13 protein-coding genes are annotated in these 12,150 nt (G+C 61.7%); 8 read left to right on the top strand and 5 right to left on the bottom strand.

All coding sequences use genetic code 11. The features are described 5' to 3' along the window. Nucleotides 1–5: 5 nt before the first annotated feature. From KBY49_RS06550 to KBY49_RS06530, 5 genes are all read right to left on the bottom strand, one after another. A complete protein-coding gene (locus tag KBY49_RS06550) occupies nucleotides 6–1,175 on the bottom strand; it encodes an FtsW/RodA/SpoVE family cell cycle protein (protein ID WP_254933912.1) in 1,170 nt (389 codons plus the stop codon). Between the two features lie 70 nt (nucleotides 1,176–1,245). Next, nucleotides 1,246–1,446, bottom strand: a complete 201-nt coding sequence (locus KBY49_RS06545; RefSeq protein WP_254933911.1) for a phycobilisome linker polypeptide — start codon at nucleotides 1,444–1,446, stop codon at nucleotides 1,246–1,248. Between the two features lie 32 nt (nucleotides 1,447–1,478). After that, nucleotides 1,479–1,967, bottom strand: coding sequence for an allophycocyanin subunit beta (apcB, locus tag KBY49_RS06540; RefSeq protein WP_254934054.1), 489 nt, complete (start codon nucleotides 1,965–1,967; stop codon nucleotides 1,479–1,481). A gap of 73 nt (nucleotides 1,968–2,040) precedes the next feature. Then, nucleotides 2,041–2,526, bottom strand: coding sequence for an allophycocyanin (locus tag KBY49_RS06535; RefSeq protein ID WP_254933910.1), 486 nt, complete (start codon nucleotides 2,524–2,526; stop codon nucleotides 2,041–2,043). Between the two features lie 335 nt (nucleotides 2,527–2,861). Beyond that, nucleotides 2,862–5,843 (bottom strand): phycobilisome rod-core linker polypeptide, encoded by a 2,982-nt coding sequence (locus KBY49_RS06530; protein ID WP_254933909.1) that lies wholly within the window; start codon nucleotides 5,841–5,843, stop codon nucleotides 2,862–2,864. A gap of 148 nt (nucleotides 5,844–5,991) precedes the next feature. On the opposite strand from KBY49_RS06530, the gene KBY49_RS06525 reads away from it, so the two are divergent. The 8 genes from KBY49_RS06525 to atpA all read left to right on the top strand — a co-directional run bounded on the left by KBY49_RS06525 (nucleotide 5,992) and on the right by atpA (nucleotide 12,144). Then, complete coding sequence (locus KBY49_RS06525; RefSeq protein WP_254933908.1) at nucleotides 5,992–7,206, top strand: class I SAM-dependent methyltransferase; 1,215 nt, start codon at nucleotides 5,992–5,994, stop codon at nucleotides 7,204–7,206. A gap of 34 nt (nucleotides 7,207–7,240) precedes the next feature. Further along, nucleotides 7,241–7,771 carry an ATP synthase gene (locus tag KBY49_RS06520; RefSeq protein ID WP_254933907.1) on the top strand — a complete coding sequence of 177 codons (531 nt, stop codon included), beginning with the start codon at nucleotides 7,241–7,243 and terminating at the stop codon, nucleotides 7,769–7,771. Nucleotides 7,772–7,789: 18 nt separating this feature from the next. After that, complete coding sequence (gene atpB / locus KBY49_RS06515) at nucleotides 7,790–8,509, top strand: F0F1 ATP synthase subunit A (RefSeq protein ID WP_254933906.1); 720 nt, start codon at nucleotides 7,790–7,792, stop codon at nucleotides 8,507–8,509. Between the two features lie 160 nt (nucleotides 8,510–8,669). Further along, on the top strand, nucleotides 8,670–8,915 hold the full coding sequence (gene atpE, locus KBY49_RS06510) for an ATP synthase F0 subunit C (RefSeq protein WP_254933905.1): 246 nt from the start codon (nucleotides 8,670–8,672) through the stop codon (nucleotides 8,913–8,915). A gap of 101 nt (nucleotides 8,916–9,016) precedes the next feature. Then, entirely contained in the window at nucleotides 9,017–9,487 is a 471-nt protein-coding gene (locus tag KBY49_RS06505; protein ID WP_254933904.1) for a F0F1 ATP synthase subunit B', read from the top strand. Next, nucleotides 9,484–10,008: a F0F1 ATP synthase subunit B gene (locus KBY49_RS06500; protein ID WP_254933903.1), complete on the top strand. Its 525-nt coding sequence runs from the start codon at nucleotides 9,484–9,486 to the stop codon at nucleotides 10,006–10,008. The genes KBY49_RS06505 and KBY49_RS06500 overlap by 4 nt, the downstream gene beginning before the upstream one ends. Beyond that, the gene (gene atpH / locus KBY49_RS06495) at nucleotides 10,008–10,556 is read left to right on the top strand and encodes an ATP synthase F1 subunit delta (RefSeq protein ID WP_254933902.1); all 549 of its coding nucleotides are present in this window, start codon (nucleotides 10,008–10,010) and stop codon (nucleotides 10,554–10,556) included. The genes KBY49_RS06500 and atpH overlap by 1 nt, the downstream gene beginning before the upstream one ends. A 70-nt stretch (nucleotides 10,557–10,626) precedes the next feature. Beyond that, entirely contained in the window at nucleotides 10,627–12,144 is a 1,518-nt protein-coding gene (gene atpA, locus KBY49_RS06490) for a F0F1 ATP synthase subunit alpha (RefSeq protein ID WP_254933901.1), read from the top strand. The last annotated feature ends 6 nt before the right edge of the window (nucleotides 12,145–12,150 follow it).

The raw sequence follows: 12,150 nt of genomic DNA, 5'->3' as shown, positions 1-12,150 counted from the left end.
AAAGCCTATCGGGCAGCTGCCGGCCGCTGGCGCCTGGGCGCGGTTGTGAGCCCACTTCCCTCCAAGGAGCAGCGCAGCAGGAGGCCGCAGATCAACAGGCTGGCCATCAGGGAATTTCCGCCGTAACTGATCAGGGGCAGGGGCAAGCCGGTGGTTGGCATGGCGCCACTGGCCACGGCGATATTGAGGATCGATTGGCCCACCAGGATCGTGGTGCAGCCCATGGCGATCAACCGCTGCTGGTTGGTGCGGCACTGCAGGGCGATGCGCAGACCAATAAAGCTAAACAGCAGCAGAAATAGCAGCAGCACCACCGAGCCCAGCAAGCCGAATTCTTCAGCAAACACCGCAAAGATGAAGTCGGTGGATTGGATGGGCAGGTACTGGAGTTTTTGGGTGGAGAGGCCAAAGCCAGATCCAAACAACCCGCCTGAGCCAATGGCCAGCAGGCTTTGGACCAGTTGGTAACCGTCGCCCTGGGCATCGCGCCAGGGGTCGAGGAAGGAGATCACCCTGACCCTTTGGTAGGAGTTGATCAGGATGCTGCCCACCCCCAGCAGGGCGCCGCCGCCAGCCGAACCGAGCAGCAGGATTTTTGGCAGACCGGCGGCCAGGGCCATCAGCCAGAGGAGCAGGCCCGTTAGGGCGGCCGTGCTGAGATTTGGCTGCTTGAGGATCAGCAGGACTAGGCCCCCCAGGATCCCTAGCCAGAGCAGTTTTTGATCGATGCCAATCCGTTTCCAGTGGGCAAAGATCGAGGCGCCTTGGAGCACCACAAAGGGTTTTACCAGCTCCGATGGCTGGATTTGAATCGGGCCAATCACCAGCCAGCGGCTGGCCCCGTTGACCGTGCTGCCCATGACCAGGGTGGCGGCCACCAGCACAAGACAGATCAGCAGGGCCAAAGGTGCCAGGTGTAACCAGCGCCGCAGGCTGGTACGCAATCCCAACCAGAGCAATCCCCAGCTGGCCACCATCCAGATGACCTGTCGCTTGAGGTAGTAGGCCGCATCACCCATTTCCCGCTCCGCCACCCACCAACTGGCGGAGGTGAGCACCAGCAGGCCCACCAGACTCCAAATGGCCACCATGCCCAGCAGCAGCCGGGCTTCGGCTGGCCATAGCTGCCAGGGCAGGGGCAGCCAGCTGGTTGGGGTGCGGGAGGTGTTGGCCACAAAAAAGCCCGGCAAAAGCCGGGCATTAGGGATTCAAGAAGACAGGCCCAAACTTAAGCGGTTCAAAGGCTCAGTTGCCAACGTTTTGCTGGCGGCGTCCGGCGACTAGCTCCACCTTGAGGATTTTGCCCCCCTGCTTCATGATTCGCTGCTGCTCGGCAAACCAACTCTCGTAGGGCACCCACTTGGTGAAGAAGGTGTTTTGCAGTTCACGCTGGGTGCGTGATTTTTCCGGGCAGGGAATGCAGGCAGTGATCTTGAACAGGCGCATGGGAAGGATCCTCAGGGTTGAAGCTCGAGGGATCAGTTACCCAGGCCGGAGCTGATGTAATCGAAGTAGACGCCCATCTCTTTGCCGGCATCGGGGCCCACTAGGGAAGCGGTGGTCTCCTTCATGGCCTGGATCGACTGCACAGTTGCGCCGATGGGCACGCCCAGGGAGTTGTAGGTCTCCTTGAGGCCGTTAAGTACGCGCTCGTCGAGGATCGAGGTGTCCCCAGCCAGCATCGCGTAGGTGGCGTAGCGGAGGTAGTAGTCGAGGTCGCGAATGCAGGCCGCATAGCGACGGGTGGTGTACATGTTGCCGCCGGGACGTGTGATGTCCGAGTACAGCAGTGATTTGGCTACGGCTTCCTTGATGATGGCCGAGGCGTTGGCACTGATGGTGGCTGCGGCGCGAACACGCAGCTCACCGCTGGCGTAGTACTGCTCAAGGCGACCCATGGACGAACCGTCCAGGTAAAGGCCTTGAACGTCGGCCTGGTTGATGACGTTGGTAATGGCGTCTTGCATGAATCCTGCTAGGGGCGAAAGGACGGTCGAAAAGACTGTCGAATAGAGGGGGGCTGGAGGGTGTTCGGCTGTCTTAGGAGAGGGCGCCAACCACGTAGTCGAAATAGAAGCCAGCTTCTTCGGCATCGGCACCTGTCAGTAGACCCAGTGCGGCGGACTTCATCTCGCGCACGGACTCGGCCATGGCGTCGAGGGGAACACCCAGGGAGCGGTACATCTCGCGGGCTCCAATCACGCCGATCTCTTCGATCGGGGTGACATCGCCTGCCACAACTCCGTAGGTCACCAGACGGAGGTAGTAGTCCATGTCGCGCAAGCACGAAGCAGTCATCTCTTCGCCGTAGGCGTTGCCGCCAGGGGAGATGACATCGGGACGCCGCTGGAACAGGGCGCCGCCGGCCTGCTTGACGATGCGTTCGCGGCTCTCGCTGAGAACCTGGGCGACGCGGAGGCGACGCTGCCCGGCCGTGACGAACGACTTGATTTGATCAAGTTCGCCAGGGCTTAGGTAGCGGGCTTCGGCGTCCGCGTTGATGATCGAGTTGGAGACGATGCTCATGCAGTTCTGCCTCGAAACAAGCGGCCGCCTTGACGGTGACCGTATCCGGGTGAGTAAGGGGGGACGTGATCGACTCGCGCCGATCGCCCAATCATTCTGTGGCAAGGCCCTTCACTGCTCCGGGCACCGGTAACAGTTCTTCACGGCCGTTCCAATCTGCAAATCCCTTGGCCCGCAACGACTTTCGCAGATGTTGCTGACAGTAACTGTGCGCGCCAAATATTAAGCATCTATTTGCGATATTTTGTGTAGTTAGCCATTAAAAAGCCCCCCGATAGTGAAATCGGAAGGCCTCTCAGGTTCGGGGGTGGTTTTGTTTAGATAGCTGCCTGGTTTTAGATAGCAGCCTTGGGGCCCGGGTTCAGTCCGGCGTTGCCGCTGTAGAGCGAGGCCGTTCTATTGACGGTGCTCAAGGGCAGGCCATCGGCGGTGGCCATGCCACGGATATAAGGCACGGTGTTTTCGCCAAAGGCTTCGGCATATTCTTTGCCCGAGAGCAGTTCTTCGATTGCCGCCCGTTGGCCGGAGTTGGCCCGGGTTGCCAAGAAGACACTCACTTCCTTGGGCTGGGCTGCCCGCCCAAGTAGGGCCAAATATGCCGCCGATGCGGCCCGCAGGGGCGCCATCCGATTGAGGCGCTCTTGGAACAGTTCGCTGCCAGTCAGTTGGTCGACCAGCTGGGCAACGGTCAGTTGGTTGTTGCGGAATTTGGACTCCAGTTCGACAGGACGCTCGGCGTCAAAAGGCACTCTATTAAGCAGCTGCTTGTAGCTGGCTTCGAGGGCTTCCTGCAGCTCGCTTTCGCTGGCGTTGTTCACCAGTGTCAACGGGGGCGCAAGGCTTTGACGCCTGCCAAAGCCCTGGGGCAGGCCCTTCTGCAGGGCCTTGGCCATCGATGCCCCGGGCTCATTGGGGCTGGCAGATCGATTGAAAGAACTAGTGGCTCTACCGAGACTCTGGGCTGGTTGCCAGGCCCCACCAATGGAGGGAAGGGTGGCTGGGTTCCAGCGACGGGTGGGCTCAGGGGCCGAAAGCACGCTGCCCGGACCCCTGGGGATGGCAGGCCTGCTTGGAGCCATGGTTTGCCCCCCCGAGATTTGGGCGCTCCATGTGCCGAAGACCTCGGCCTGGCTTTCCACCAGGTTGCGGGGCACCAGATCACCACTGACCGTGCGCAGGGCCTGGGACTGCAGGGCGTTGGGGCGCTGGGCCGGGGGCTCCACATAGCCAGAGGCGTTGATGGCCTGCTTAAAGCTGGGCACTTGCCGGGCGTTGCGATCGCTGGCGGTGATGAAACGCTCGAAGGGAACGGTGTCTTCGCCGAAGCTTTCGTTGTATTCGGCGCTATTCAGCATTGCGTCGACGACGCCGTAGAAGCCCTTGCGGGCAGCGGTGTCGAAGTAGGCGTTGATTTCCCAGCGGCCAAAGGTCGGCCTGCCAATCAGGCGACGATGCATCACCTCAATCGCCTTGGTGATGTACAGACCGCTCCAATAGCGGCGGCGGAAGGCCTCCGAGCGGGCCACCTGGCGCACAAATTCCCTCAGGCTGATGTCGCCATTTTCCAGCTTGATTTCCTCAACCTTGCTCTGCTCGCCGGCGTAGCCGGTGTTGCCAAGAACTTGGTTGTAAACCGCGCGAATTACGGCCTGGGTGCTGGCTTCGGTGCCCCGGATGCTGGGTTGGCCGCCGCGGCGGGGAACGGATGCTCCACCGGTGGAAATTTGCTGCAGCCGCACCACCTTTGGTCCAAGGCGGCGGGGGCTGGCCTTGCGGAATTGGGCTGAGTTCATTTGGCCGGGCTGGACCAGGCCATTGCCGATCAGGATGCGTCGGGCGTCATAGCCGTACGGTGCGGGCCTGGTGGCTACAGAGGCAGTACCCGAGGGGAAAATGGCCCCGTAGTTAAGGGCCAGGGGATCGTTGCCGCCTCCGTAGACGTGCTGGTCAGCAAAGGGTTGGCGGTAGGCGGCGTAAAGGGTGACGTACTGGGGGGCTCCCTCAAAGGGCGCACTAAAGCGGAACAACTTGCGGTTGGATCCCCAGCCGGCACTTTCCTGGGCTTCCTCGCCGAGGTCCCGCAGATAGGGCACTGTCTCTTCGCCAAACACCTGGGCGTATTCGCTGGAGTTGATCAGGGAATCCACCAGGCCCCATAGGCCCTGGGCGCTGACGATGTCGAAGTAGCGGGTGAACTCTTCCCTGGAGCTGATCCCCCGGCCTAGGAAGTGGCGGAAGGCCAGCTCGACGGCGCGGCTGTTGGAGAAACGGCCATAAAACTGCTGCCGATATTCCTTGCTATGGCCCAGGGCGCGGATGAATTCGCGCATCGAGATGTCGCCTTGGCGCACCTGGGTTGCTTCCACAGGGCTGACGACCTGGGAATAGGCCTTGGCGATGTCGCGTTCGAACACCTGGCGGTAGGCGGCCCTGATCACCTCGGCCTTTTGGGCTCCGCTCATGCCGGGCTTCATGTTGAAGCGCTGGGCTCCTTCCGCCGCCATGGCATAGCTGGCGGGCAGCTGGAGACCCTGGTTTTCGGCGCTACCCAGGCGCTGCTTTGCCGAGGGGGTTGGGATGGCCAGTTCGCCAATCAATACGTTGAAGTATTGGATTACCAGCTGCCGGGCGGGAGGATTGTCCTTGAGCAGGCCCGCCGCAGCTGCGCGCATTTCCTGCAGGGCCACGTTCGTGGCTGCAAGGGAGCAGGCCTGGTCGAGCACATCGGCCAACCCGCGGGTATTCACCTTGAGGATGCTGGGATCGCCTGCCACGAGGGCATAGCCCACGTAGCGCAGGAACCAGGCCAGGTCGCGGATTGATTTCTTCATCCGCTCGGTGCCATAGCGCCCCACGGCGATTGGGCTGAACCCCGCCGGCAGCTCTACGCGCACATCACCATCGCCACCAGCTCCCTCGAGCAGGCGACTAAAAACATTGCCGCCACTGCGGGCTGCGGTGCCCTGGGCAAAGGTCTGGACCGATTGCTGGAAGGCTGCCTGGTCAGCGGCTAGGGCCTGGGCAGAGGCCGGGGTGGCTGGGGCGACCCCAATCGGGTTGTCGAGGTAGGAAAGGGGGGTGCCGCCGGCAAAAATCCGGTTGGCTGCCTTGGCCACAATGAACTCGGCGTTTTCCGAGAGGGATCGGGCAGCGGCGAGCCTCAGCTGGCCGCTCAGGAAAAAGTTGCTCAGCCCATCCAGCTCCCCGCCATCGGGAAAGCGATCCTGCTGCTCCGCCTGACGGACTCTGGAGAGCGGCAGGGTGTCGTAGCGCTGGGGGGTGACCCTAGTGCTGCCGCTGCTGGCGGTCACGGTCATTTACGGGAGCGAACCGGGCTGGGTCACGTTACGGCCGCCCCTCTTGGGGTTCACGGCGGCATGAACAAATGTTTGCAGCAGGGCTGGCTTTGGGGCCGCAAATTGCCTGGGGCCATGAAAAGCTCCCCTGGTCAGTGCCTGATTTGCCGTGCCGACCAGCGATGCAGCCACACCGGTGGTTAGCGCCTTCTACGACCGCTTCCCCTACCCGGGCGATCCCCTCCAGGACGGGCCGCCACCTGGATACAACTGGCGCTGGTGCATCGACAGTGCCAGTGCATTTGTGGTGGGTTCCCTTGTCCCCAGGCTGGAGGCGAAGCCGCGTCCCTGGCGGATCTTGGACGCGGGCTGTGGCACCGGGGTGAGTACCGATTACCTCGCCCATCTCAACCCTGGCGCCGAGATCCTGGCCGTAGATATCAGTGCTGGGGCCTTGGATCTGGCCAGGGAGCGCTGCCGCCGTTCCGAAGCCTCGGCCCAGGTGTCTGAGCTGCGAATCGAGCAACGCAGTTTGTTGGATCTGGAGGGGGAGGGTCCCTTCGACTACATCAATTCGGTGGGGGTTCTGCACCATTTGCGTGAACCGGCCGCGGGCCTGCGGGCTCTGGCGGCCCTGCTTAAGCCAGGCGGGCTCCTGCACCTCTTCCTCTATGCCGATGGGGGCCGCTGGGAAATCCACCGCAGCCAAAGGGTGCTGACGGAGCTGGGGGTGGGCAGCGGTGCCGAGGGCCTGCGCCTGGGGCGGGAGCTCTTCAGCAGCCTTCCCCCCAGCAATCGGCTGAGGCGCCACCACGAGCAGCGCTGGGCGATTGATACGGCCGCCGATGCCAATTTCGCCGACATGTATCTGCACCCGCAGGAAACCAGTTACAACCTGCAGCGTCTGATGGCCTTTGTGGCCTCAGCAGACCTGCAATTTGCTGGTTTTTCAAACCCTGAGGTTTGGAACCCGGCCCGCCTGCTCAGCGGTGAGTTGCTTGAGCGGGCCCAGGCCTTGCCCCTGGAGCGCCAATGGGCCTTGATCGAGGATTTAGATCCCGATATCAGCCATTTCGAGTTTTTCCTGAGCAAGGGGCCCCTGGGTTGCACTAGCTGGCAATCCGATGCCGACCTTCTGGCCGCTGCCGGGGAGCGCAACCGTTGTCTGTGGGGTTGGCCCGGAGTGGCCTTGCTGGATGCCGACATGGCTCCTCTGGACTTGGGCGCGGATGGCTTGGCCCTGATGAAGGGCCTGGAGGCGGCCCCAGCCGGGACTGCCCTGGGGGCTTTGGACCTGGGCTGGTCCGCCGGGCACCAGGCTGCGGTGGCCCGGCGCCTGGTGGAGCAGAGGGTTCTGCTGCCGGTACTGCCCGCAGCTGCGTGATAGATTCCGCCCGCCTTTTCAGGGGTAATGACGTTTGTCGGTTTCCCTCCCCTGCCCTGCGGATGCCGCTTTGCCGGCAGCCAATCCCCCCGGGGATCAGGAGCTAGGAATCGGGACCACTGACGCCTTGCCCTTGCCGGTTTCGCCGGATTTTCCAGATCCAGCTGCAGATCGTGCCTCGGCCGATCCCAGCAATGGCATGGATGATTTTTATAGGCTTCAACGACGACTACTGCTGTTCACCCTGCTGCTTTCCGCAGTGGCCGTGATCTTCACTGCCATCGTTTTTAGCCCGATCACGGCCCTAAGCCTGCTGATTGGTGCGTCCGCTGGAGTCCTTTATCTGTGGCTGCTCAGCCGCAGTGTGAGTCGGCTGGGGGAAAACTCCCGCCGGATCAGTAAGGCCCAGTTACTGGTGCCTGCGGCCCTAGTGCTGCTGGGCGCCAAGGTCCCCCAAATCTCGATCCTGCCGGCCCTGTTGGGCTTTCTTCTCTACAAACCGGCAGTGATTCTTCAGGCAGTTTTTGATCAGAAGGTTTTCGATCAGAAAATCTCCGACGCCTAATTCCCTTTCCCGGCTCCCATGCCTCTCATCCTTCCCTTTGCCGAACTGGAGGTTGGTAAACACCTCTATTGGCAGCTTGGCAACCTCAAAATCCACGGACAGGTCTTTATTAGTTCCTGGGTGGTAATTGGGGCCCTTCTGGCCTTGGTGGTGGTAGGCACCCGCAAGTTGGAGCGCGATCCCCGCGGAGCCCAAAACCTGCTCGAGTTTCTCTGGGACTACATCCGTGATTTGTCGCGGGAGCAGATTGGCGAAAAGGCTTACCGAGATTGGATGCCCTTCATTGGCACCCTGTTCCTGTTCATATTTGTGAGCAACTGGGGCGGCGCCCTGGTGCCCTGGAAGTTGATCCATCTGCCCAGCGGTGAGCTGGGTGCTCCCACGGCCGACATCAACACCACCATTGCCCTGGCGCTGTTGGTTTCCCTGGCTTACTTCTATGCGGGCTTGAGCCGTAAGGGTCTGCGGTACTTCGAGTACTACGTGGAACCGACTCCGATCATGCTCCCTTTCAAGATCGTCGAGGACTTCACCAAGCCCCTCTCGCTCTCTTTCCGTCTATTCGGAAACATCCTGGCTGACGAGCTGGTGGTGGCAGTGCTGGCATTTCTTGTGCCCCTACTTGTGCCCCTGCCAGCGATGTTCCTCGGGCTGTTCACCAGTGCCATTCAGGCCCTGATTTTTGCCACCCTCGCCGCCTATTACATCGGCGAAGCGGTGCACGAAGAACACCACTAGGACCCCTTCGTCTCGGCGGAGCGGTCCCCGCGCTCTGCTAAATCTCCTGCGCGCAGGTCCGGTTGCACCCCGGGCCCATTCCTCCGGGAATGTCCCAGGCGCAGGGTTTATTTCCCGGTCCCCTAAGCGCTGTTTTGCGCCAACCATCACCCACTCCACCATGGATTCCCTTACTTCCGCTGCGTCTGTTGTTGCCGCTGGCCTGGCTGTCGGCCTCGGTGCCATCGGCCCCGGCATCGGTCAGGGCACCGCAGCTGGCGGCGCCGTTGAAGGCATTGCCCGTCAGCCCGAAGCCGAAGGCAAGATCCGCGGCACCCTGCTGCTGTCCCTGGCCTTCATGGAAGCACTCACCATTTACGGCCTAGTGGTCGCACTGGTGCTGCTGTTCGCCAACCCCTTCGCCTGATTGATCGAGTTGTGAGTGGTCGGAAGGCAGGGGCTTGAGTCCCTGCCTCACCTGTTCCCACCACAACCGATTTGCCCGCCCGTTCCAGCGCCTTCGCCCCAATGTCCAGCTGGCTTCTGCTCGCCGAAGCAGGTGCACCGGAGGGAGGTCTATTCGACCTCGATGCCACCCTGCCCTTGATGGCAGTTCAGGTGGTGCTCCTCACCCTGATCCTAAATTCGCTGTTTTTCCGCCCCGTTGGACGGGCCGTGGAAGAGCGCGAAAGCTTTATCACCACAAGCCGCGCCGAAGCCAAGCAAAAGCTGGCCCAGGCTGAGCGCTTGGAGGCTGACCTCAAGGAACAACTCAAGGACGCGCGTCAGCAGTCCCAAAAGTTGATTCAGGAGGCAGAGCAGGAGATGGATAGCCTCTACCGCGATGCCCTGGCTGCGGCCACCGCCGATGCCAACGCCTCCCGCGAGCAAGCCCGCCGTGAGATCGATGCCCAGCGCGATCAAGCGATGGCCCAGCTGACAACCGACTCCGCCAAGCTCGGCGACCTGATTGTCTCCCGCTTGCTGGCTACCTCATGACCATTCTTTTCCCCACCCTGCTGGCGACCCACGGCGGTTTTGGTCTCAATCTCAACGTGTTTGAGACCAACATCATCAACCTGGCCATCGTCATCTTTGGCCTCTGGAAATTTCTGCCGGGATTCCTTGGCGGCATTCTTGAGCGCCGCCGCAACGCCATTCTTGCTGATCTGAAGGATGCGGAAGAGCGTCTGACGAACGCCGGAACTTCCCTCGCCCAGGCCCAGCAGGACCTGGCAGCAGCCCAGCAAAAGGCTGAGCAAATTCGCGCCGATGGCCACGCCCGTGCCGCAGCTCTCCGCCTGGAGAGTGAGAAGCGCACCATCGAGGAGATGGCCCGGGTCAAGCAGGGGGCCATGGCCGACCTCAGTGCTGAGGCCGCCCGGGTCACCGACCAGCTGCGCCGCGAAGCCGCCAATAAAGCCATTGAGCTCGCCCTGGCGGCCCTGCCCGGCAAGCTCGATGGGGCCACCCAGGTCCGCCTGATTGAGCAGTCCATAAAAACCCTGGGGAAAGCCTGATGCCTCTCCTTAACAGCATTGCCACCCCCTACGCAGAAGCCTTGCTGCAGGTGGCCGAATCCCGCAAGGAAACAGACATCGTTGCCGAACAGGCCAAGGGCCTTTTGGCTGTCTGGAACAGCAGTCCCGAGCTGCGTCAAGCCCTGGCTTCGCCGGTGCTGGAGCCGGAGTCAAAAAAGATGGCCTTGGCCAAGCTTTTTGATGACCAGCTCACCCCCTCTTTCCAGAACCTGCTGAAGCTGCTGGCCGATCGCCAGCGCATTTCAGTGCTGGATGCGGTGTTGAGGCGCTTCCTGGAGCTCTATCGGGACCTTCGCAACATCACCCTTGCCAAGGTCACCTCTGCTACTGAGCTCTCTGAAGAGCAAAAGGAGCAGCTCAACAAAAAAGTTCAGTTGATTGCTGGCACCAAGGCTGTGGAGTTCGACCTCGTGGTCGATCCCAGCCTGATTGGCGGCTTCATCGTCAGCATGGGCTCCCAGGTGATCGATGCCAGCCTCTCTGGCCAGGTGCGCCGCCTTGGACTGGCGCTGGCCAAGGTGAGCTAGCCACCCCTTCCCTCCTTCCCCGTTCAACGCCTTCCCCCTTAATCAGCTCCCCTAGCGGGGACTTCCTCCCATGGTTTCCATCCGCCCCGACGAGATCAGCGCCATCCTCAAGCAGCAAATTGAGGACTACGACAAGTCGGTTTCGGTCAGCAATGTCGGAACCGTGCTGCAAATTGGCGACGGCATCGCCCGCGTCTACGGCCTGCAGCAGGTGATGGCCGGCGAGCTGGTGCAGTTTGAAGACGGCACTGAAGGCATCGCCCTCAACCTCGAAGACGACAACGTCGGCGTGGTGCTGATGGGAGAGGGTCGGGGGATCCAGGAAGGCAGTACGGTCAATGCCACCGGCAAGATCGCTTCCGTTCCAGTGGGCGACGCGATGCTCGGTCGCGTTGTTAACTCCCTTGGCCAGCCGATTGACGGCAAGGGCGACGTTGCCACCACCGAGAGCCGCCTGATCGAATCGATGGCGCCTGGCATCATCCAGCGCAAGTCGGTGCATGAGCCCATGCAAACGGGCATCACCGCCATCGACGCGATGATCCCCATCGGCCGTGGCCAACGGGAATTGATCATTGGCGACCGCCAGACCGGCAAAACCGCCATTGCGATCGACACGATCATCAACCAGAAGGGTGAGGACGTGGTCTGCGTCTACGTGGCGGTTGGCCAGAAGGCCGCCTCAGTTGCAAACGTGGTCGAAGTGCTGCGGGAAAAGGGCGCCCTTGACTACACCATCGTGGTGGCAGCAAGTGCTTCCGAGTCGGCAGCCCTCCAGTACCTGGCTCCTTACACCGGCGCGGCCCTGGCCGAATCGTTTATGTACAAGGGCAAGGCCACCCTGGTGATCTACGACGACCTCACCAAGCAGGCCCAGGCCTATCGCCAGATGTCCCTGTTGCTGCGCCGTCCCCCCGGCCGTGAGGCCTACCCCGGCGACGTTTTCTATTGCCACAGCCGTCTCCTGGAGCGGGCAGCCAAGCTTTCCGATGCCATGGGCAAGGGTTCGATGACTGCCCTGCCCATCATCGAAACCCAGGCGGGCGACGTGTCTGCCTACATCCCCACCAACGTGATCTCGATCACCGACGGCCAGGTGTTCCTCAGCTCCGACTTGTTCAACTCCGGCCTGCGTCCCGCCATCAACGTGGGTATCTCCGTGAGCCGGGTGGGTGGTGCCGCCCAGACCAAGGCGATCAAGAAGATTGCGGGCACCCTGAAGCTGGAGCTGGCCCAATTCGACGAGCTGGCGGCCTTCTCCCAGTTCGCCTCCGATCTCGATGCCGCCACCCAGCAGCAGCTGGGCCGGGGCAAGCGCCTGCGCGAAATCCTCAAGCAGCCCCAGTTCAGCCCCCTGATCCTGGCCGAGCAGGTTGCCGTTGTGTATGCCGGCGTTAAGGGTCTGATCGACGAAGTTCCCGTGGATTCCGTGGTTGATTTCTGCCGCGAACTGCGCGACTACCTCAAGAGCAACAAGGCCGATTTCATCTCCAAGGTGCAAACCGAGAAGCAACTCAGCGACGAAGCTGAGGCCATGCTCAAGGATGCCATCAACGAGGTGAAGTCGACCATGCTCGCCTCCGTTTGAGGAGGG

Source organism: Cyanobium sp. WAJ14-Wanaka (genome assembly GCF_024345375.1).
Lineage (GTDB): Bacteria > Cyanobacteriota > Cyanobacteriia > PCC-6307 > Cyanobiaceae > Cyanobium_A.
Note: the sequence above shows the minus strand (reverse complement) of the source record. Positions and strands in the feature narration are given on the sequence as shown.